Origin of the sequence: Legionella pneumophila subsp. pneumophila str. Philadelphia 1 (assembly GCF_000008485.1) — a bacterium.
In the GTDB taxonomy this organism is placed as follows: Bacteria; Pseudomonadota; Gammaproteobacteria; order Legionellales; family Legionellaceae; genus Legionella; species Legionella pneumophila.
Genome location: NC_002942.5, coordinates 74,540 through 95,433, shown reverse-complemented (window position 1 = coordinate 95,433; position 20,894 = coordinate 74,540). Strand labels below are relative to the sequence as shown.

Below are 20,894 nucleotides of genomic sequence, written 5' to 3'. Positions count from 1 at the left end.
TTAAATTCTCTCTCAGACTGTGACTTATGCCTTAAACCTGCTACGATATTGCACCAAAATAAAACCCAATATGAGGATTAAATGAGATCAAAATTTGTTCTCTTTATGTTAATGTCACTACTGACAGGATCTCTTATGGCAAACAGTGAAGCTCAAATCTATGGCTACGTAGAGAAAGCCACATTAATCGATCAAAACCTCACTTTATCTGCAAAGCTTGATACTGGCGCTAAATCAGCATCATTACATGCCGTGAATATCACAGAAATTGAAAAAAAAGGCATTCCTTATTTACGTTTTACCGTTCCAACCAAAACCGGTGATTACTCATTTGAAGGAGAGTATGTCGGCAAAGTAAAGATTAAAGTAAGGTCAAGTGAGACCAATCCAGGGTTATTAAGAACAACTCCCATTAAGCGACCGGTAGTCTTACTTAATATCAAGCTTGGTGATAAAGTCAGAACAATTAAAGTGAACTTAACCAACAGGAAACGATTCCTTTACCCTTTATTGTTGGGAAGAGATGCCATTATTGATTTTAATGGGGCCGTTGACCCTGCCCTTACTTTCACAACTAAATCCAAGAGCCCAGTGAACAATGAAAAATAACAAACGTCATGTTTATGGTTTGATCCTCACTCTATTGCTTTTAGGATCAGGTATTTTTTTATATAGACATATCGTTCTGGATGTCCCTCTGACCGATACGGAAACGATCAATAGTTGGATGGTTGAATCCAATCTACGTTTTACCGCTGATAGAAATACGCCGATAAAAGCAAGCTTTAATATCCCTTACCTGCCCCCCAATTTTGCCATTCTCGATGAATATTTTGTGTCCAGAAATTATGGTGTCACCACCAATTTAAACGGATCCAATAGAGAAACTGTATGGTCTATAAGGCGTGGTAATGGTCCTCAATCACTTTATTATAGAGCAATCTTCCGCCAAACGGACAGTGATGAGTCTTCTTTGCCTAAACCTTCGGTAACTAAATCACAACCTCTGAATGACAGTCAAAAATCGGCCGTTGAAACGATTACCAATCAAGTGAGATCAACATCAGCAGACATTCAAACATTTGCCCAAAGCACTATTAAAGAGTTAAACAAAAGAGATGGTAATGCGAAGCTTTTAGTTGGGAACGAATTCAATGATGACAATATTATCAATGCCACCATTTTGATTCTCAATCAATCAAAGATTCCGGCCATTACAGTCCAGGGGATTTATCTAAACCAACAAAAAAAGGCCGATTTAAAATCCCTGCTCGCTGTGTTTAATGGAAAAAACTGGATTTACATTAACCCCAAAACTGGCAGTGCCGGCTTGCCAAAAGAGTTTCTGATTTGGCAATATGGGAATGGCCCTCTATTTAATGTTGTTGGGGGTAATAGAGCTCAATTTTCATTAACTGTATCGCCAACACCCATTAATGCCTTAAGTGTGGCCAAATCAAGAGGGCTAGAAGACTCGCAACTCTTGCGCTTCTCCTTACTCCAGCTACCTGTCAATGTACAAGGGATCTATAAAATCTTGCTAACTGTTCCTATTGGAGCATTCATCATTTTAATATTGCGTAATTTTATAGGCATTAAAACTTTTGGTACGTTTATGCCCGTCTTGATCGCCCTGGCCTTTAGAGAGACTCATGTAGCATGGGGCATTACTTTATTTGTCATTATTATTTCTTTCGGACTATTAGCCCGATTTTATCTGGATCAATTAAGACTACTGTTAGTCCCAAGACTTGCAGCCATTCTCACTGTAGTGATTCTATTAATGATCTTTATCAGTGTTCTATGCCAAAATCTTAGTCTTGATACCGGTATGTCTGTCGCATTATTCCCTATGGTCATCTTAACCATGACTATCGAACGCATGTGCATCACATGGGATGAAAGAGGGGCTTCCGAAGCAATAAAATCAGGAATTGGCAGTCTTGCTGCAGCAGTTATTTCATATGGGGCAATGAGTTATGAGCCCTTACAATATTTGATCTTTGCCTTTCCCGAATTACTTTTGGTGCTTTTGTCCTTGATTTTATGGTTCGGTCAATATCGTGGCTATCGTTTAGTCGAATTAAAACGCTTTAAATCACTTGCGAGTGCGATGAAATGATTAACCTGTTTAGGCGCCTGAAAAATCATGGGGTTTTAAGCATTAACCAGCGGAATACGGATTTTGTATTACGATACAATCCAAGAAAGTTATTTCCTTTGGTTGATGACAAGCTCAAAACCAAAAAACTGGCTTTAAAAGCTGGAATTGCAGTTCCTGCGTTATATGACATCATTGAAACTGAGCAACAAATCAAATCAATAGAAACCCGATTTGCCAGCTATAATGATTTCGTGGTAAAACCAGCCAGAGGTTCTGGTGGTGATGGTATACTGGTATTTAAGGACAAAGTTTACGGTCGATATCGACAAATTAATGGCAAGCTTACAACAGTGCAAGAACTGAGTTACCACTTATCTTGCTTGCTATCAGGGGCTTATAGCCTTGGTGGCTCCTCAGACTATGCCATCATTGAAAAACGAGTAGTCGTCGACCCCGTGTTTGCAGAGGTCAGTTATGAAGGCATACCCGATATACGTATTATTACTTTACTGGGCTATCCGGCAATGGCCATGGTAAGACTTCCCACCCGTTTATCCGGTGGAAAAGCCAACTTGCATCAAGGAGCAATTGGTGTAGGCGTTGATCTTGCGACAGGAAAAACTCTTGGTGGTGTGTTTCAAAATGATACCATAGACTACCATCCGGACACGTTAAATCCCATTGTAGGCATCGAAGTACCCTATTGGAATCAAATTCTTGAAATAGCCTCCAGTTGCTATGAGCTAACTGGTTTGGGTTATCTTGGAGTTGATATTGTACTTGATAAAGAACATGGTCCATTAATGCTGGAATTGAATGCCAGACCAGGATTAAATATACAAATAGCCAACCGCGAGGGTGGCCTTAAGCGTTATAGAACGATTGAAGCACGTTTTAAAGAGAGCGGACAAGAGTCAACTTTAGATAAAGTAAGTTTTTGCCGCAAAGAATTTGCACGCTAAAGTGCGGGGGAAGCAGAGTGAGCTGGTTCTTTATTTAAAGACAGATTATTCTGCTCCTTTAAAAAACGGCGACGAGCATATAACCAATCGATCGTTTCATCCAACTCAACACGTTCTTTTTTAGACTGAATTTTTGACAGCTCCCCTTGCATCCTGCTCCAATATAATCCTGTTACATCGTATCCGTTTTCAGATCGCTGTAGCGCAGGGCGCAAACATTTTTCATCAATTTTTTTTGTCATCTCTTCCCGCTGTTTTAATAATTGCTCCAAAATCAATTGCTCAGCATGGATGTTTTCTTGAAATCGCTTCAACCCAACTCGACGAAGTTCCTGTTCAAACTCTCGCTTTACAGATTCAAAGGTAGTCTCCGCAGGCATTCGACCCAAAACCATCTTTGATAAATCAAGAGTTGGCTTGTTTACAGGGAGGCGCAGCCATAATCGTCCAAACATGAACTCTCCATTCAAATCATCAATATATTGCATTATTGCAAAACAAATACATTTAGCAAATAAATCGACTATCAATTTTAAAACATGCGTTTTAATTTGACTCACAATGAAATATAATAAGACAAAAGATGGTTTTAATTATGCAATTAACAGAATCTACCTCCTTTCTGCATATGAAAAAGAGAGAATTAGATTTTGTTTAAGATCCATCTTTAGTGCAAATTATTAACAGAATAATGCTGACCTGCTGGCATACCAAATTTGTAAGGGAGATTTCTCATGCGGTCTAAATTTTTTTCATTTTTCACACGTGCATCAAGACCGATGAAAGCTATCCCCCCTAAAATTTGGTTTGAAACACAATTAAAAGGCAGTGGCCTCGATAAAAAATTTCAGATAGATGAGTTGATAGAAACGCAATCTTCCGTCAGAGTATTTGCTAATAAGAAATATCTTCCAGACACTGAAACGATTAATGAGGCATTAACTAAAGTAACAGCCGTCAATGTGTCAGGAGATAAGAGCGGGTATTTTCAAAATGGATTACCGTTCCCAAATGAAGCAGGCTATTTTGAGAAAATCCCTGTAGGGCATCCTGAATTATTGTCTCCAATAGAAAGATTAACAGGCAGTAAAAAAATTGTTTCTTCGCATAGCCTGGTTACCGCCTCCGGTGGTTATCCACTAACCAATCCATTATTACCCTATCGAAAACCAATAAGAGTGAGTATTTTTTCTTTAGCAGGCCCCTCTTTTGAAAATAATTACCTCCATTATCGTTTATTTCTATTAGACTCCGTACAAAAAATAATTGATTCACCACTCTTTAGCCATTTGCATGATGGTTTACCTATTCAATTTGATGAGGCTAAAAAGGAGTTAGGTGAGTATGATACTAACAAGCTGATGGCTCGCATTCGTTTGGGGTTTCCTTATCTGGCAAGGTTTTCATCAGGTGGTTTTTATCCCAGTTTTAGCAAGTCCAACGCTATTATCTTCCTATCTGAAGCCTATTTTCGCTATCAACTGGAAGACGTGTCACTACTGCTGGCATCAGTAAATCAAACAGGAAAAGAAACTGGAAAAGCGGCCTTGCTTAAAGCCACTGCGGTTGGAATGGGTTTTTTTGCAAAAATTGATTGCGGTTACGATATACAACATATCATTTTTCCCTATTATTTACGTGCTTATAAAAAACTGTTAAGTGAACATAAATTTCCATGGATTGCAAAAATTGAATTTCCCATTTTTAATGAAATTCAGCAAGAACAGTTTGATTCAATTTTTGAAGACTATGATGGCCCTACCAAAGTGTATCGAAGCACACGCGATGTTCTGGAGTTTCGTGAAGAGGAAATTGAAAAATATCTGCCTGCTGCTATTAATCCTTCAGATGCGTTTGCTCTAACTGGAAATGAATGGGGATATGGTAGCGTTGAATCAATGATTGGGAATAACAGTTCTATACGCTTTGACCAGGTACATCATATGAATCCGCTTATTTTAGATCCATCTCACCATGTTGAAGCACAAATAAATAAGGATCATGGCGTTGAATTGACAGTCAATCCAAGGCCACAATCCTCATCGAGCATTAAACTCTAGGGGATAATGAAGATTCCTTTACATAATAAGTAACAGCGTCTGCAAGATATTGATCTCCGTCAAATCGCCTCAGCAAAATTTTAAGAGGAGTATCTCCATATACTTCTTTGCAAAGCTTGGCAAACTCTTCCTCACAATCATTTATCAATAACCATTCCAAAGTGCTTTTTTCCGAACTGAAATCACCAAGTTTCATTGTCTCTGGGACCTTGGGGTTAAAATCCTTCATAGCATTGGGAACCACTCCCCCATCAAGGTATTTATCCCTGTATTTTGGGCAAGTAGACGCGATGATTTGTCCAAATGAGACACTATCGACAACCAGTTCTTCTTTTTCCCCGTCATGCTCACCACATCCTATTCCTACTTCAGACTTTAGAGTAAGAAGTGAAGTTGAACTGCCATAAAATTTATGAACCCATGCTTGCTTGGTTAATTCGGGATAGGTTTCCAGGAATTGTCGTAAATCTTCTGTAGAAGCACAGGCACCCCATCCAAATGGATTCAGATTAAATTTCTGGTATCTTTCTACATCGGTAATACGAACCTTTTCCAGCTTCTCGCTGTCAACGCGTTGTGGCAAACCACCCAATTTGTGTAAATGATCTAAACTACGCCCATCAGCTCGAACCAATATTTTTTTAGTCTGTAATTCCTTGATTTTAAATCCAACCAGAGGATCGCTTAAATTAGAAATACTGGATTCAAATTTAAGTAACGCATTGTGAAATTTGGAAAAAAATTTTAATCTGTTCATTGCTTAACCTCTGAGGAATGATAGGCAACCTAAAAAACTTCAGAAATAAGAATAAGTGATTTAAAAACCTCGGAGAGTTTTTTAGGTTAGCGAAAAAATTATACATAAGAATTATTAACTAAAAATTAAGCAATATATCTTTTTTGATAAAAAGGTCTTATTTTGGCGAAAAATTACTTATAAACCGCTAGCCTGGCGCATAAATAATCGTTTAATCGGGATAAATTCATTGCATGCCCTCAATCCGAGACTGCGTAATGAGGTAACAGGAGATGCGGAGGTTCCAAATAATCTTTTAAATCCCTCCATAAGCAAAATAATTTGCCAAACAGAATGCTTGCGTTCCCTTTGGTATGCCCCTAATACTTTTTTGGATATCAATTCATCTTTACCCATTTCAAGACAGGTTAACCAGCTTTTCACATCAGCCAGGCCAACATTTAACCCAAGACCGGCTAATGGATGAATAGTGTGGGCTGCATCACCAAGCAATAACCAGCGATGCCCTGCATATTGCTTGACATGTCTCATCTGTAAAGGAAATTGATGGCGACTGCTTACTACCTTTATTTGCCCTAGCTGACCTCCAAATGCCTTAGTCAATTCCCGGCTAAATTCATTATCATCAAGTAATTTCAATCGCATCGCATTATCGGCATGAGTTGACCAAACGATAGAACATTGATTGAGATTAGATAATGGCAAAAAAGCCAAAGGGCCATCAGGATGAAACACTTGAAAAGCAGTATTCTGATGTGATTTCTCACTACTTACCGTTGCGACCAACGCTTGCTGCTCATAAGACCAGCTGGTTACATCCACCTTAAGCTTATGACGCATAGGGGAGTTAGCTCCGTCAGCGATCATCAATAACTGCCCTTCCCAGGCAGTATTTTGGCCGGAGATCTTGATACTCCGCTCTAAATGGCACACCTCATCTATTACACTTTGAGGAAATAAACTTATTTTGGATTCTGATGAGATTCGACGCAACAAAGCTTGCTTTAAGATTGATTCTTCAATAATTGCCCCTAAATTTGGCTCAGCAATACTGCGAGAATCAAAATCAATATATGCGCCACTCACACCATCCCATACATGCATTTTATTATAAGGAGCGACCCGGGCATCATTGAGGTGCTGCCACACTTCTAATTCACTTAATAACATTTTTGATGCCTTATTGATGGCATAAACACGCAAATCACTCTTGTCTGTATTGACCATCAATGTCCCTGCATCGATAACAGCAACAGTATAATGGCGTTGGGCCATAGCTAAAGCTGCTGTCAAGCCAACAATCCCGCCCCCAATGACAAGTACATCAAAATGTTGGCTCATTGAAATTCTCCTGCGCTTAATGCAATTTCACAAACCAAATCAGGAGTAATTCCGCCAAACCCCCGCGCATATCGCGCTAATAAATTTTTTAATGCCGGTATATTATCAAGTGCCAGCAATCCAAGGTTACGCGCTACTCCCATACCGGGTAAACGACTCGTAAATAGATGTATTAAACCGTCTGTTAGCCAGGTAATCATTTGCTGATCATGTGCTCGTAATTGCAAATAATGCTCCAACATCTGTGGATTTAATCCCTTTTGGCTGATGCATTGTGCCAAAGCCGCAATATCCCTTAAACCCAAGTTAAACCCCTGACCCGCAACTGGATGCAAAGTGTGAGCGGCATTACCAACAAAAACAACAGGCCATTTGGTTTGCTGGGGCATTAAAACTTGTTTCAAGGGATAGGAGTATCGCTTTCCTACTTTACCAAATCGCCCTAACCTATACCCAAAAGCAGTTTGCAGTTCTCGCAAAAAATCATCATCATTCAACATCACTAAGCGTTTTGCTTCTTCAGGCTTTGATGCCCATACCAATGACATTTTGTCATTCATCATAGGCAATAATGCAAGAGGACCATTAGGCGTAAACCGTTCAAAAGCACGATTGCCATGCGGTTTTATCAGACCTACATTGGCGACAATAGCGTCTTGAGCATAATCTTTTATTTTGACTGGCAGATTACAAAGGTAGCGTGTCATCGACTCCGTCCCATCGGCTGCGACAATTAATTGAGCTCGGATAGAAATCATATCGTCGCCATGGGCGACAGTGGCAGTAGAATTGTTAAAATCGATGGATTTTAAAGCCGCTGGAGTTAACAAGTGTTCTTTATTGATTAGAATACTCAAAGCCCTGTTGATGTATTGCATTTCTACCACATAGCCCAAAGGACTGTTTTTTTCGCCATGTAAACGAGAAGCCCCAAAGCGATGCTGATCAGAAACATGAATCATATGAATTGGTGTTGTATATTCTTTGAGAATTTCCCAAACTCCCAGCATTGCCAATATACGTTGACTTGCAGGCGACAACGCCAATGAGCGAGCATCAAAATCAGGATTTACCTTATCGCTGTATGGCCTGGATTCTACTAACGTGACAGAGAAACCTAATCCCTGCAGAGCCAAGGATAAGCTTGCACCAGTCAAACCACCGCCAATAATCAGTATATCAGTCTCTTTATTCGCCACGCATCAAAGCCTCAATATCATCTACATTAACAGGCAAGTCCCCGGTCAATACCTCATATCCTGCCCTGGTTACCAGAATATCATCTTCTATACGCACACCGATATCCCACCATCGTTTATCAACGCCTTCCATCCCTGCGCTGATATACAACCCTGGTTCTACTGTTAATACCATTCCAGCCTCTAAAGGACGCCATTCATTATTGATTTTATATCGCCCGACATCATGCACATCCAATCCTAACCAATGTCCTGAATTATGCATATAAAATGGTTTATAGGCTTCATTTTTAATGAGCTCCTCCAAATCGCCCTTTAAAATTCCTATATCACAGAGACCCTCAGTAAGAATTCTGATAATAGTCTGCTGAATATGATTCCAGGGAAGACCCGGTTCAATCGCTGCTATGCCAGCCTTTTGTGCTTTCAATACCAATTCATAAATGATTTTCTGCTCAGGGCTAAAAGTACCACTTACCGGGAAAGTTCTGGTAATGTCTGCGGCATAACTACCATATTCACCCCCTGCATCAATGAGCACCAAATCGCCACGGCGCAAAGGTTTGTTATTTTCTGTATAATGAAGAATGCAGGCATTGGCGCCACCACCCACGATAGGGTCATAAGCTACACTACGACAGCCATGACGGCTAAACTCATAGATTAATTCTGCCTCCAGTTGGTACTCATATTCCATTTTCTGACAAACTTGCATCGCTCGTTTATGAGCAGCCACTGAAATACGGGCTGCCTGTCTCATTAACTCTAATTCCGCATCGCTTTTAAGCAAACGCATTTCGCTTAGAATAGGTTCGAGATCGCATAAGGACTCAGGCGCCTTAATGCCTCTTCTCACCTGGGCTTTTAGTGAAGATAAAACATGCCTGATTTTTTTTTCCAATGATAAATTACGGCCGAGGTCATAATATATGGCAGATTTCCCGCTGAATAGTTTAGGAAGCTCTTCTGTAATACTGCTTAATGGGTATGCCGCCTGCACTCCAAGCTCTTGCAAAGCGCCGTCCTGACCTAATCGTTTACCTGTCCATTGTTCTTCTGCAGGATTTCTTGGGCGATTAAACAAAATACTTTGGCTATCCTTTCCCGCAATAATGACCAGCAAAGCATCAGGCTCATTAAATCCTGTTAAATAATAAAAATCACTGTCCTGTCGAAATCGATAATGAGTATCTCCACTGCGCAGCACTTCATGTGCTGCAGGTATTACAGCAACACTGTCATCAGGCAATTGCGCAGCTAATTTTTTTCTTCTCGCCTTATATTCTTGTTGGCTTATCATATCAATTTCCCTTTTCACTTTAATAAATAGAACAAATGAGCAATCCTTAAAAAATCAAAGAAACCAATAAATACAAACAACCTCGATACTTTATCAACTTGCTATCAATGGGTTGTTCCAGAATCTCCAAGTTCTCTTTCGTGCAAAACCAAATCACTGTGCAATCGAAGTACTGCCATACGAGTGTATTCACTGACCTCCATCAACGCTCTCTCATCTTCCTCGCCTACCTCCAAAGACTCACAATCCAGCTCTGCAAATTCCATAAGGTGCTGAAGAGCATCCTGAGACTCCTCCTCATAAAACTGCTCCATCCCAACTCCTGCAATAGTTAACCCTTGCGTAAAGCCTTCACACCACTCACTAAAAGCCTGAGCACGAGTGACTAAAGATTCGTCGTCATCAGGCAATAACATTTCAAATTCAAAATCAAAATTATTCATTTGTTGCTGGCTAATTGAAAAGACAGAAAACATGGATAATAACGCATTACGACTTTGCTCATCTTTTTTATTATTTAGCAAAGCGCGTATGTAAGCCTCGCCTTGACTATCAGCCCCTGCACACAGATAACCGCACATGATTCCGTGTAATTCGCTTCCGGACATAGTTAATGCTAAAACAGAAATGGATTGCACAAAATCATCGTACTTAGGTAAATGCAGCGAATCATTATCTAAAGACATATTTAACCCTATTTAAAAAGATAGCTAATGATACTCCATTTAGAATCAGTGTTCACCTGCTGCACTTTCTCAGCACCTATGATTTTCATAATTTGCTGCATTAAGGCAAAATTGCTACTATTTGCATAATACCGTGCAAATACAAAGGCGTAATAATGACCAATATTAAACTCTGTAAAATAAAATTATTAAATAAAATCTATGAAATCAAATGCCCTGATGGCGAAGAAGTGAGTTTAATACTCGCAGCAGAAAAACTTAATGAAAAAATGCAAAATAACAAAAATAAATTTAAACACCTGGATAATTTTCACATCCTTTTACTTGCTGCTCTGGACATTGGCCATGAATTAATTGTATGTAAAAACGAACAGGAGCAACAGCGATTGCAGGTGACCCAATTTATATCTTCTTTGGAAAATAAAATTAATAAAGCAGTAGTTGGCTCTGAAACGGATAGCAATCCATAAGCAGATAAATTAAGTATTCCTCGGCAAACCATCCTATACTATTGATATTAATAGCAAACAATTAAAAGGAATTAGCTATGCGACGTCAATGGTATATCGGATTTGGAGTTATCCTTTTATGTCTCTTTGCCCTGTTTGCCATGCTGCAGGATATTGTCTGGTTTTTTGCTTTTTTGATACCTATTGTAATCCTGTGGATTTATGATGTATTGCAAACAAAACACACCATTTTACGCAATTTTCCAGTTCTAGGTCACGTTAGATATTTTTTGGAATTTCTTCGCCCTGAGATTCAACAATATTTCATCGCTACGGATGAAAGCGAGCTTCCTTTTAACAGGGAAACCCGCTCCATGATTTATCAACGCGCAAAAAATGTCAGAGACACCATTCCTTTCGGAACGGAGCGAGACATTCTAAGCGTCGGTTATACTTGGGCACTCCATTCTCTATCGCCGAAACACTCTAGCGAAGTGGAACCAAGAATCGATGTGGGTGGACCTGATTGTAAAAAACCTTACAATGCCTCCCGATTGAACGTATCAGCCATGAGCTTTGGCTCTTTATCGGCTAATGCCATAATGGCATTAAACAAGGGAGCAAAACTTGGAGGCTTTTACCACAATACAGGGGAAGGGGGGTTAAGTCCTTACCATTTGCAAGGCGGTGACATTGTTTTTCAAATTGGCACAGCTTATTTTGGATGCCGTGATGACAAAGGCGACTTTGACGAAAATGAATTTATCAAAGAAGCATCCCGTGATGAAGTCAAAATGATAGAAATTAAATTATCACAAGGCGCGAAGCCATCTCATGGTGGAATTTTACCTGCAGCCAAATTAACTGAAGAAATCGCAAAAGTAAGAAAAGTGCCCATGGGCAAAGATGTTTTATCGCCAATTGCCCATACCGCTTTTGATAATCCCGTTGGTTTACTTCATTTTGTAAAACGATTACGCGATCTTTCAGGTGGAAAACCCATAGGCTTTAAACTCTGCCTTGGGCGCCGACATGAATTTATGGCTATTTGCAAAGCCATGCTGAAAACAAATATTTTACCTGATTTTATTACAATAGATGGTGCCGAAGGAGGGACAGGAGCAGCACCGGTTGAATACACCAATTTTATAGGAACTCCTTTGGAAGCCGGTCTGGTTTTTGTTCATAATGCCCTTATTGGCACCGGTGTACGTGATAAAATTCGCGTAATTTGCAGTGGAAAAGTAACCAACGGGTTTGATTTGCTCACTAATATTGCTCTTGGGGCCGATATCTGCAATTCAGCAAGAGCCATGATGATGGCAATAGGGTGCATACAATCAAAACAATGCAATGCCAATACCTGCCCGACAGGAGTTGCCACTCAAAAGAAACGTCTTCAGTATGGTCTTGTTGTTGATCAAAAAAAATTTCTTGTTGCTAATTTCCATAATAATACGATAAAAAGCTTTTTGGAAATGGTTGGCGCCTTGGGATTAAACAATCCCAGTGATTTAAAACCATCCCATATTATGAGACGAATCGGGGTGGATGAAGTCAAATCTTTTGATCAAATCTATACTTACGTTAAGCCAGGCCAATTTTTACAAGGCGATATTCCTGAAGATTATAGAATCCACTGGGAGCATGCCAATCCAGACAAGTTTTAATATCAGTGTGGCCATAGCGTGTCAGCGTTGTGATTCGTATTCCATGTGAATCAAAGCGGGAAAACGAATGGTAAGTGATTTAAAGCCAGATTCATTTCTTTAGCAATGATGTAAATTCAGCCACATTGACCGCTCGAGAAAAATATAATCCCTGGCCATACAAGCAGCCTAAGTCTCTTAATTTTTCCAATGCATTTTGATCAGCGATGCCATCTGCCAGGGGTTCCCACCCTAATGTTTGGGCCAGTTTTACTATAGCCTCTACAATTTTGGCTTTTTTTGCGTCTTTGGCTATTTTCAGTACGAAAGATTTCTCAACTTTAATGTTTTCAATAGGGAAATCAGTCAAATAAATAAAGGAAGAGTTCTCGCTGCAAAAATCATCTATGCATAATTTGATGCCCATGGTTGATAATCGTTCAAAAACTTCACTGGTAACCATCTGCTCAGCTAAACAAGTCCTTTCGGTAAATTCAAGTTTCAGGAATTGTGGGGCAATCTCATAATCATTTAATAATTTCTCTATCAAATCAGGCAGCCCACGATTCACTGACAGGTTCGCCGAGACAAAAATTTTATGTCCAGCATCATGCCAAGCGGCTAATTGCTTTATGACTTCCTTAAGCATAAGAGTTGTCAAATTATGAATTAAACTGGTTCCCTCGATTAAAGGCATGAATTTTTCCGCGCTTAATAAACCTAATTCAGGATGTTCAAAACGAGCTGATGACTCGGCACCTACAATTTGGCCATTAGCTAATTCAACTATCGGTTGGTAATATATTTTCAAGTCTTTGTTTTCAATGGAGCGTTGCAGTTCATTCATCACAATCCGATTATTAATAAGGTCTTCTTCCATTTCAGGGCTGTAAATTGCATAGGATTTGTTTTCCTTTCGTGCCTGGTAAACTGCAATAATGGCATGATTTAGTAAAACATCGTCTTCTTCTCCATGGATAGGATAGATAGCAGCACCAACGGTAGTGGCCAGATTGATATTAATTCCATCCACCATGAGATTACTATTTAGCAAGGTAAGAAGATGAATTAACAGCTCATTAATTTCCAAATCCTTTTTAAGTCTTGGCATCAATATGGCAAATTCATCACTTTGCAATCTTGCAACCATATTAATTCCAAGAGACGCTTTTAGCATGTAGGGATCAATCAGAACCGATTTTAATTTTTCAGCAAATTGCTTTACGATATTATTGGTATTAAATGAGCTGAAATTATAATTAAGATCATTAATTTTTATCACAATAACTGCTAACTCACCTTGTGATCCCAATTGTTCAATAGCGAGCCGTATTTTTTCATTTAACAAGCGGTTGTTAGGCAAATTGGTCAAGCTATCATATTTGAGTTTTAATTCCAGATTCCCACTAATATTCAAAAGTTCTTTGGTTTTATCAACCAGTAAACTCTCCGCTTTGTTAACCAATCCATAACAAAACGCTTGCCCCCAATAAACAAACATAAAAGGTGTTAAATCCAGAATCCAAATTGCCGGGTTAGATCTTTGTGCCTGAATAAACCCTCCTAAGCTTACAGACCCAGTCAATTGATAGGAAACAATACAACTTGCAATCAAGATACTGCCAACAGAAATAAGCAATCCTAAAAAGGCATACCGGTTAACATGACCTTTCAGGATAACAGAGCTATATGCCAAATTAGATTTAATATTCATGGATTAACAGTAATTCCCTTATGCCTGTGAACAGGCTGGTTTTTAATTCCTCATCCCTTCTACAACCACTTCAATGCTCTACAAAAAACTGAATAAATGGACTACTTAATGATTAGTATAGTCTAAAGAACAAATAACAAATGCTATATCATATGGAGTTTTTCTAGGCGTAGAAACCAGGTTAGTGTTATAATCTAATTAACCCGATGGCGAGTGATTTTAGAACCAACACTCACAGCCAGGGAAGCATCCTGTTATCGGCGTTGAGCAAGCCCACCAATAGAGTGGGAAGCCTGAACCGATGCATTCGCTGCCCACTTGAACCTAAGGGTTCAAAATCCGGTACCCATCGGGTTATATCTTCATCAACTGCTCTTTTAATAGCAGGTATTCATCGCGAATTTTAGCTGCCAATTCAAATTCCATGTTTTGAGCATGAGAATACATTTGTTTTTCGAGCGCATTAATCTGTTTTACCAGTTCCTGAGGAGACCAATGAGTATATTGGGGAGATTTTTCAGCAACCACTGTTTTTCGTTTACCGATATAGGCACCTTCCAAAATATCCTCAACAGACTTATTAATACCCTTGGGAGTAATGCCGTGTTCCAAATTGAATGCTTTTTGCTTTTCACGTCGTCTCTCTGTTTCCGTCAATGCTCTTTGCATCGAACCAGTAATGGTATCGGCATACAAAATAGCTCGCCCCTTCACATTACGCGCTGCACGGCCAATCGTTTGAATTAAAGAACGCTCCGATCGTAAAAAACCTTCCTTGTCAGCATCCAAAATCGCAACAAGAGCAACCTCGGGCATATCAAGACCTTCGCGCAATAAATTAATCCCTACCAGAACATCAAACTCACCCAAACGCAAATCACGAATAATTTCCATGCGCTCAACCGTATCGACGTCGGAATGCAAATAGCGCACCTTGATCCCGTGCTCACTCAGATACTCTGTCAAATCCTCTGCCATGCGTTTGGTTAATGTCGTGACAAGAATACGGCTGCCCTGAGCGATCACCTGTCTGATTTCAGACATAAGATCATCCACCTGAGTTTTTACCGGCCTGATTTCCACCTCAGGATCAATCAATCCAGTCGGTCTTACCACTTGTTCAGCCACATTATCCGAATGTTCCTGTTCATAAGGCCCTGGAGTTGCTGAAATATAAATAGTCTGCGGCGAACGCTCTTCAAATTCTTCAAAACGCAAAGGCCTATTATCCAAGGCAGAAGGCAGGCGAAATCCATAATTAACCAAGGTTTCCTTGCGCGCCCTGTCTCCGCGATACATCCCACCTATTTGAGGAACAGTAACATGCGATTCGTCGATAATTAGCAAGGCTTCGGGCGGGAGATAATCAAAAAGAGTAGGCGGTGCTTCCCCTGCTTCGCGGTTGGATAAATAACGCGAGTAATTTTCAATGCCAGAGCAATAACCCAACTCCAACATCATTTCAATATCAAAACAAGTTCTTTGCTCCAAACGCTGAGCTTCTACCAACTTATTTTGAGCATTCAACTCAGCCAGCCTTTCCTGTAATTCTACTTTTACTTTTTCTACTGTTTCTAAAATACGTTCTCTGGGAGTGACATAATGAGTTTTAGGAAAAATAGTGACACGGGGCAACCGCTGTAAAATTTCTCCCGTTAAAGGATCAAAGCGGGCAATATTATCAACCTCATCGTCAAAAAGCTCAATTCTTATCGCTTCTTTCTCGGAATCAGCCGGGAAAATATCAATGACATCACCATGTACCCGGAATTGACCGCGCTCAAGGCTGAGATTGGTTCGTGTGTACTGCATTTCTGCAAGACGCTTTAAAATTTTACGCTGATCGGATTGTTCTCCACGGGAGAGATGTAATAACATACGCAGATAGGAATCCGGGTCGCCCAATCCATAAATGGCAGAAACCGTCGCTACAATAATGGCATCTTTGCGTTCAATCAACGCTTTGGTTGCCGACAAGCGCATCTGCTCTATATGTTCATTAATGGAGGCATCCTTTTCTATAAAAGTATCTGAAGCAGGCACATACGCTTCGGGCTGATAGTAATCGTAGTAGGAAACGAAATATTCTACGGCATTATCAGGAAAGAAGGCTTTAAACTCTCCATAAAGTTGAGCCGCAAGCGTTTTGTTCGGTGCCATGATCAAAGTGGGTCTTTTCATGGCTTGAATAACATGAGCTATAGTAAATGTTTTACCAGAACCGGTAACGCCTAATAATGTTTGTTTGGCTAAACCTGATTCAAGACCATCAATCAAAGAGGCTATGGCTGTAGGTTGATCGCCGGCAGGTTGGTAATTTGAGTAAATTTTAAATAAGTCTTTCATATTTTATATTATATGCTAGTACCCCTATAATTCACAGGAGCAACAGATGGATATCGCATTGGCAAAGCGTGTACAAAAAGTAAAACCTTCACCTACCCTTGCCGTAGCTGCAAAAGCAGCTCAGATGAAAGCCCAGGGGCTTGATATCATTGGCCTTGGAACTGGTGAACCTGATTTTGACACGCCGCAGCATATAAAGCTAGCCGCCATCTCTGCTATTGAAGCAGGTGATACCAAATACACCGCCGTTGATGGGATAGTCGAACTAAAGGAAGCGGTTAAAAACAAATTCAAAAGAGACAATGAACTGGATTATCAACTCAATCAGATATTGGTCTCCGTAGGGGGTAAACAAAGCTGCTATAACCTCTGCCAAGCTTACCTTAATCCTGGCGATGAAGTCATCATTCCCGCTCCTTATTGGGTATCCTATCCTGACATGGTTTTGCTGGCTGATGGCGTTCCTGTCATCATTGAAACTACTCCCGCGCAGCGTTATAAAATCAATGCACAACAACTGGAACAAGCCATCACTCCAAAAACACGAATGATTTTCCTGAACAGCCCTTCCAACCCCTCTGGAATAGCCTACACCCAGAACGAGTTAAAGGAATTAGGCGACGTTTTGAAAAAACATCCACAGATACTGATTGCCACGGATGATATGTATGAACATATTATCTGGAGCCAACCCTTTACGAACATCCTCAATGCCTGCCCTGAATTATATGACAGAACGATCGTATTAAATGGCGTGTCCAAAGCTTATGCCATGACAGGCTGGCGGATAGGCTATGCGGCAGGCCCTGCACCATTAATCAATGCGATGAAAACCATTCAATCCCAATCCACATCCAATCCATGCTCCATAGCCCAAAGAGCTGCCGTAGCCGCTTTGAATGGCAGCAATGAAAGCATTGAAGAAATGGTGAACGCCTTCCACCAAAGGCACGACTACGTGGCCGATAGATTGCAAAGCATCGATGGCATAGAGGTCATCCCCGCCGACGGAACTTTCTACATTTTTCCCAGTGTGCAGGCGATTATCGAAAAACGAGGTTACGCCAATGACATCGAATTTTCCGAAAAATTGCTGAATGAAGTAGGTGTAGCACTGGTTCCAGGCTCCGCCTTCGGCACAGAAGGCTGCATCAGAATATCCTTCGCCACCGGTATTGACACCCTGAAAGATGCCTTGAACCGATTACAACGTTTCTGCAGTTAAAAAATATATTAAAAACCTCTTGATTCTCTCGCGGAATCGTTTTAAGATTCCGCCTCAATTCCCCGGTAGCTCAGTCGGTAGAGCGGATGACTGTTAATCATTAGGTCACAAGTTCGAGTCTTGTCCGGGGAGCCAATCCCAGTCTGGGTTTTGGCGAATTCCAAGTTTTCCCTTCCTGAAGCTTGGTACCAGTTTTGGTACCGATTTTAAAATACAAAATAACGAAATATATCACGAGTTGATCTACTGATTTAGTTCATATCTACGAGCACTTTTTAATGAAATTTGCCTTGATATAGAAACCAATATCTTTTCAAGCAAAGGCGCGTGGTTTACTAATATCAAGGAGAAAAAAATGAATATACAACCAATCATGACCTGATGAGAAATTGTTTCGTGCAAAAATATCATCCCCATGATAACCCCTGTTATTGTCATAAGGTAGGTAATCATTGACGCAAAAACTGCACCTGCATTTTGGATTAACGAACAGTAGAGATATAAACAAAATCCTGATCCAATAATTCCTAACCATAACAAAGCGATTATCTGATTCATGCCTTGGGGTATTCCCCAGGAGTTAATTGAGGATTCCGTTGCACATTTAAAAATAAGCATTGTAATTGCAGAAACGAATGCCGAAACCGCTGATACAAGTATTGGCTCTTTAGTACGAGCATGATATTTGAAATAATTAGCAGTAACTCCGTATGAAATGGTTGTTGCTAGAAGAGCTATAAATTCAACAGCTGAACCTTGATAAATACTCACATCTGAATTAATAATAATTATTCCAATAAATCCAAGCACGATACTCAATAGATTCAATACACCTAATTTTTGTTTCGAAGAAAAAAACACCATACCCAATATTAAGGTGCACAGCGGTGTAAGCCCATTAATAACGGATGCTAATGAACTGGATACAGTTTTTACTGCATAGGTTGTCAGATAAAAAGGCAGCGTCATGTTAAATGTACCAACTATTATTCCGTCCAGAATTAACCCACGAATATTATCCGTTTTTAATTTAAATAGTTTAGCTAAGATAAAAAGAGAAGCTGCCCCAATTGCCATTCGATACAAAACAATTTCCGTTGGCGTTAAAGACACCAATAATATTTTCATTAAATAGAGTGACATGCCCCAGCCCAGTGTTCCAAGAAACAAAAAACTAAATAAATTTGCCATAATTAATACCTAATAATGATTTTAATTGAATAAGTAACTGGGGAAATGACGAAAAACCCGCTGCTTCGTTGAGATGCCCGCCTTGAGAGATGATAATTTTTCTAGCCTGTAGATTGTTTGCAATAAAATTAAAGTTACTTCTTGATATGTAAGGATCGTTGCTCCCATGGTAGCAAAAAAACTGTTTGGATTTATTGATTATTGAATGCCAATCAAACCCATTTTCAAAAAAACTCTCATTAATTTTATCGAATTTCTGTATGCCAACAGTTCCTATAAACGAACCTGCTAAAATAGTGCTAAATACAGACTGATTAGCTTGCTCAAGCCACCTCAATAAAAATGCCGATCCCAAGCTATGGCCGATTAAAATCGTATCATGAGTAATCATTGGTGATACTGTGGAATTAAATACGTGAAGCCAGTTCTTTAATTCCTGGCCATCTGGCGTAGGCAGTTGTGGAACAAAACATTCAATACCTAAACTCTCTAATTCAGTCTTCATCCAATTGAACCAATTTTCAAATGGATGACCATAGGCACCATGAACAATAATAACATTAGATTGAGACATTCGATTCTCCTTTATTTTTATCAGTTAAAATGAATGTCTGAATCAATATCATGAAGCATTTTAGAGAGCTTATTATAATCCTCACTTTTAGCGATGACATGCCCCAAGCGACGTAAGGGTTTAGGAAACTCAGGAATTGCTACATGAGCATTATAGTAAATGGCAATATCTTCTATAGTCTGCAACTTCGCAGCATCCATACCCGTTACTATTGTAAACATATCTGTATGCGGACGATAAAAAAAACGAATACCTGCATAATTATTTTTCATTTCTACTAAGGGCATCTTTATACCCAGATAGGCCGCATAAACATAATCAAAATAATTAATACCACGAGATAAACAAAGCAAATCGGCAATCTTATCACCTGCTAAGCGGGCTGCAATTTCCATAAGCACTGGTTCCCCATCACGTCGCAATCGCACTTCGGCATGAAATGGACAATTGTCAGCGCCAAGGATTTTTATAACCTGATCAATATAGTTTTGAATCTTTGTATGCAACTGCTGTTCAATGGGCGCATTAACAATATGCCCTATTTCGATGAACTCAGATTGATCTGAAACAAATTTTTCAGTAGTACTAAAATGAGCAATAACACCATCTTGCACTGTTCCTTCCAAACTGTATTCTTTACCATCGATATACTCTTCTAATAGTAAAGAACTAGATAATTTATGCCCCCACAGAACATCATTGCCATTTAATATCCGGTTAGCAGCCTCGAGCAATTCTTTTTTATTTTTAACCTTTTTAACGTGAACGCTTCCTGCAGCATCAATAGGCTTGCAGATAGCCGGAAATCCAATATAATCTACTGCTTCATTAATATCATCCAAAGAGGTTACTAAGTAATACCGTGGACTATTCAAACCTGCTTTATTTAAAGCAGCACGCATGAGGTCTTTTCTTCTAAGATTTAATACGTGTTTACAATCAATCCCAGGTACTTTCAATAAGGCACTGACTCTTGAAGCAATAGGAACAAAATATTCAAAACCTGGAATGACTGCATCTATAGACATATGCTGCTGTAATGTACCAGCAAGCTCCAATACACTGTTATTATTTGCAGTATCTATATTGATATTCAGTGCAGCCTGATTTAAAAACTCCTCAGGCACCACTCTAAAATCACTGTTGGCTGTTAAAACAATAATATTATACTTTTTTTCAAGTCCTCTCCTTAGCAATGAAAGAACAGCGCCATAAGGCTCTATAAAAAGAATTGTTTTTTTGGTCAAGTCAAAATTTTTATATTCTTGTACGATTAATTTAATGAATTCTGGTTGTGTTGTGTAGTTAATTAAATGAATGCTCATGTGCAAGTTCCT

The 20,894-nt window shown here is 39.5% G+C and carries 18 protein-coding genes, 1 tRNA gene and 1 other RNA gene; 9 read left to right on the top strand and 11 right to left on the bottom strand.

What is annotated here, in order from left to right; genetic code table 11:
* The first annotated feature begins 81 nt into the window (after positions 1 to 81).
* Genes LPG_RS00440 through LPG_RS00430 form a run of 3 tightly spaced genes read left to right on the top strand, consistent with a single transcriptional unit; the run spans position 82 to position 3,066 of the window.
* The gene (locus LPG_RS00440) at positions 82 to 609 is read left to right on the top strand and encodes an ATP-dependent zinc protease family protein (protein WP_010945846.1); all 528 of its coding nucleotides are present in this window, start codon (positions 82 to 84) and stop codon (positions 607 to 609) included.
* A complete protein-coding gene (locus tag LPG_RS00435; protein WP_010945845.1) occupies positions 599 to 2,122 on the top strand; it encodes an inactive transglutaminase family protein in 1,524 nt (507 codons plus the stop codon). The genes LPG_RS00440 and LPG_RS00435 overlap by 11 nt, the downstream gene beginning before the upstream one ends.
* Entirely contained in the window at positions 2,119 to 3,066 is a 948-nt protein-coding gene (locus LPG_RS00430) for an alpha-L-glutamate ligase-like protein (protein ID WP_010945844.1), read from the top strand. Before LPG_RS00435 ends, LPG_RS00430 begins: the two co-directional genes overlap by 4 nt.
* Here LPG_RS00430 and LPG_RS00425 read toward each other — a convergent pair.
* Entirely contained in the window at positions 3,063 to 3,521 is a 459-nt protein-coding gene (locus LPG_RS00425) for a hypothetical protein (protein WP_015444957.1), read from the bottom strand. The two genes, LPG_RS00430 and LPG_RS00425, sit on opposite strands and share 4 nt — an antisense overlap.
* 279 nt (positions 3,522 to 3,800) lie before the next feature.
* Here LPG_RS00425 and LPG_RS00420 point away from each other — a divergent pair, with 279 nt between their 5' ends.
* Positions 3,801 to 5,126 carry a lpg0081 family Dot/Icm T4SS effector gene (locus tag LPG_RS00420; RefSeq protein WP_010945842.1) on the top strand — a complete coding sequence of 442 codons (1,326 nt, stop codon included), beginning with the start codon at positions 3,801 to 3,803 and terminating at the stop codon, positions 5,124 to 5,126.
* Here the strand turns inward: LPG_RS00420 and ceg3 are convergent.
* The 5 genes from ceg3 to LPG_RS00395 form a co-directional block, all read right to left on the bottom strand.
* Positions 5,116 to 5,883 carry a Dot/Icm T4SS effector Ceg3 gene (gene ceg3 / locus LPG_RS00415; protein WP_010945841.1) on the bottom strand — a complete coding sequence of 256 codons (768 nt, stop codon included), beginning with the start codon at positions 5,881 to 5,883 and terminating at the stop codon, positions 5,116 to 5,118. The two genes, LPG_RS00420 and ceg3, sit on opposite strands and share 11 nt — an antisense overlap.
* Positions 5,884 to 6,060: 177 nt before the next feature.
* Entirely contained in the window at positions 6,061 to 7,224 is a 1,164-nt protein-coding gene (locus LPG_RS00410; protein WP_010945840.1) for a UbiH/UbiF/VisC/COQ6 family ubiquinone biosynthesis hydroxylase, read from the bottom strand.
* Positions 7,221 to 8,423, bottom strand: coding sequence for a 2-octaprenyl-6-methoxyphenyl hydroxylase (ubiH, locus tag LPG_RS00405; RefSeq protein ID WP_010945839.1), 1,203 nt, complete (start codon positions 8,421 to 8,423; stop codon positions 7,221 to 7,223). The genes LPG_RS00410 and ubiH overlap by 4 nt, the downstream gene beginning before the upstream one ends.
* The gene (pepP, locus tag LPG_RS00400; protein ID WP_015444958.1) at positions 8,413 to 9,723 is read right to left on the bottom strand and encodes a Xaa-Pro aminopeptidase; all 1,311 of its coding nucleotides are present in this window, start codon (positions 9,721 to 9,723) and stop codon (positions 8,413 to 8,415) included. Before pepP ends, ubiH begins: the two co-directional genes overlap by 11 nt.
* A 104-nt stretch (positions 9,724 to 9,827) precedes the next feature.
* Complete coding sequence (locus LPG_RS00395) at positions 9,828 to 10,409, bottom strand: UPF0149 family protein (RefSeq protein ID WP_010945837.1); 582 nt, start codon at positions 10,407 to 10,409, stop codon at positions 9,828 to 9,830.
* A 155-nt stretch (positions 10,410 to 10,564) separates the two neighbouring features.
* On the opposite strand from LPG_RS00395, the gene LPG_RS00390 reads away from it, so the two are divergent.
* Together LPG_RS00390 and LPG_RS00385 are read left to right on the top strand one after the other, a co-directional pair.
* A complete protein-coding gene (locus LPG_RS00390; RefSeq protein WP_010945836.1) occupies positions 10,565 to 10,879 on the top strand; it encodes a cell division protein ZapA in 315 nt (104 codons plus the stop codon).
* Between the two features lie 77 nt (positions 10,880 to 10,956).
* Complete coding sequence (locus LPG_RS00385) at positions 10,957 to 12,528, top strand: FMN-binding glutamate synthase family protein (protein WP_010945835.1); 1,572 nt, start codon at positions 10,957 to 10,959, stop codon at positions 12,526 to 12,528.
* A 91-nt stretch (positions 12,529 to 12,619) separates the two neighbouring features.
* Here LPG_RS00385 and LPG_RS00380 read toward each other — a convergent pair whose 3' ends face one another.
* Positions 12,620 to 14,221 carry a putative bifunctional diguanylate cyclase/phosphodiesterase gene (locus LPG_RS00380; protein WP_010945834.1) on the bottom strand — a complete coding sequence of 534 codons (1,602 nt, stop codon included), beginning with the start codon at positions 14,219 to 14,221 and terminating at the stop codon, positions 12,620 to 12,622.
* A 197-nt stretch (positions 14,222 to 14,418) separates the two neighbouring features.
* On the opposite strand from LPG_RS00380, the gene ssrS reads away from it, so the two are divergent.
* A non-coding RNA gene (gene ssrS, locus LPG_RS00375) (6S RNA) lies at positions 14,419 to 14,581 on the top strand.
* Here ssrS and uvrB read toward each other — a convergent pair.
* Positions 14,576 to 16,567: an excinuclease ABC subunit UvrB gene (gene uvrB / locus LPG_RS00370; RefSeq protein ID WP_010945833.1), complete on the bottom strand. Its 1,992-nt coding sequence runs from the start codon at positions 16,565 to 16,567 to the stop codon at positions 14,576 to 14,578. The two genes, ssrS and uvrB, sit on opposite strands and share 6 nt — an antisense overlap.
* A 46-nt stretch (positions 16,568 to 16,613) precedes the next feature.
* Between uvrB and LPG_RS00365 the strand changes: the two genes are divergently transcribed.
* Entirely contained in the window at positions 16,614 to 17,792 is a 1,179-nt protein-coding gene (locus LPG_RS00365) for a pyridoxal phosphate-dependent aminotransferase (RefSeq protein ID WP_010945831.1), read from the top strand.
* Between the two features lie 59 nt (positions 17,793 to 17,851).
* Positions 17,852 to 17,927, top strand: a tRNA-Asn gene (locus LPG_RS00360).
* A gap of 108 nt (positions 17,928 to 18,035) precedes the next feature.
* On the opposite strand, the gene LPG_RS00355 is transcribed toward LPG_RS00360, so the two are convergent.
* From LPG_RS00355 to LPG_RS00345, 3 genes are read right to left on the bottom strand one after another with little or no spacing between them, the layout of a single operon-like run.
* The gene (locus tag LPG_RS00355) at positions 18,036 to 18,983 is read right to left on the bottom strand and encodes a DMT family transporter (RefSeq protein ID WP_010945830.1); all 948 of its coding nucleotides are present in this window, start codon (positions 18,981 to 18,983) and stop codon (positions 18,036 to 18,038) included.
* The gene (locus LPG_RS00350; RefSeq protein ID WP_015444959.1) at positions 18,967 to 19,557 is read right to left on the bottom strand and encodes an RBBP9/YdeN family alpha/beta hydrolase; all 591 of its coding nucleotides are present in this window, start codon (positions 19,555 to 19,557) and stop codon (positions 18,967 to 18,969) included. Before LPG_RS00350 ends, LPG_RS00355 begins: the two co-directional genes overlap by 17 nt.
* Before the next feature lie 20 nt (positions 19,558 to 19,577).
* Positions 19,578 to 20,882, bottom strand: coding sequence for an ATP-grasp domain-containing protein (locus tag LPG_RS00345; protein ID WP_015444960.1), 1,305 nt, complete (start codon positions 20,880 to 20,882; stop codon positions 19,578 to 19,580).
* Positions 20,883 to 20,894: the final 12 nt, after the last annotated feature.

Coding starts and splice junctions, on each gene's coding strand:
- pepP (WP_015444958.1), bottom strand. CDS start 9,723: ATGATAAGCCAACAAGAATATAAGGCGAGAAGAAAAAAATTAGCTGCG.
- LPG_RS00385 (WP_010945835.1), top strand. CDS start 10,957: ATGCGACGTCAATGGTATATCGGATTTGGAGTTATCCTTTTATGTCTC.
- LPG_RS00440 (WP_010945846.1), top strand. CDS start 82: ATGAGATCAAAATTTGTTCTCTTTATGTTAATGTCACTACTGACAGGA.
- LPG_RS00390 (WP_010945836.1), top strand. CDS start 10,565: ATGACCAATATTAAACTCTGTAAAATAAAATTATTAAATAAAATCTAT.
- LPG_RS00345 (WP_015444960.1), bottom strand. CDS start 20,882: ATGAGCATTCATTTAATTAACTACACAACACAACCAGAATTCATTAAA.
- LPG_RS00350 (WP_015444959.1), bottom strand. CDS start 19,557: ATGTCTCAATCTAATGTTATTATTGTTCATGGTGCCTATGGTCATCCA.
- LPG_RS00355 (WP_010945830.1), bottom strand. CDS start 18,983: ATGGCAAATTTATTTAGTTTTTTGTTTCTTGGAACACTGGGCTGGGGC.
- LPG_RS00425 (WP_015444957.1), bottom strand. CDS start 3,521: ATGTTTGGACGATTATGGCTGCGCCTCCCTGTAAACAAGCCAACTCTT.
- ceg3 (WP_010945841.1), bottom strand. CDS start 5,883: ATGAACAGATTAAAATTTTTTTCCAAATTTCACAATGCGTTACTTAAA.
- uvrB (WP_010945833.1), bottom strand. CDS start 16,567: ATGAAAGACTTATTTAAAATTTACTCAAATTACCAACCTGCCGGCGAT.
- LPG_RS00410 (WP_010945840.1), bottom strand. CDS start 7,224: ATGAGCCAACATTTTGATGTACTTGTCATTGGGGGCGGGATTGTTGGC.
- LPG_RS00395 (WP_010945837.1), bottom strand. CDS start 10,409: ATGTCTTTAGATAATGATTCGCTGCATTTACCTAAGTACGATGATTTT.
- LPG_RS00365 (WP_010945831.1), top strand. CDS start 16,614: ATGGATATCGCATTGGCAAAGCGTGTACAAAAAGTAAAACCTTCACCT.
- LPG_RS00380 (WP_010945834.1), bottom strand. CDS start 14,221: ATGAATATTAAATCTAATTTGGCATATAGCTCTGTTATCCTGAAAGGT.
- LPG_RS00420 (WP_010945842.1), top strand. CDS start 3,801: ATGCGGTCTAAATTTTTTTCATTTTTCACACGTGCATCAAGACCGATG.
- LPG_RS00430 (WP_010945844.1), top strand. CDS start 2,119: ATGATTAACCTGTTTAGGCGCCTGAAAAATCATGGGGTTTTAAGCATT.
- LPG_RS00435 (WP_010945845.1), top strand. CDS start 599: ATGAAAAATAACAAACGTCATGTTTATGGTTTGATCCTCACTCTATTG.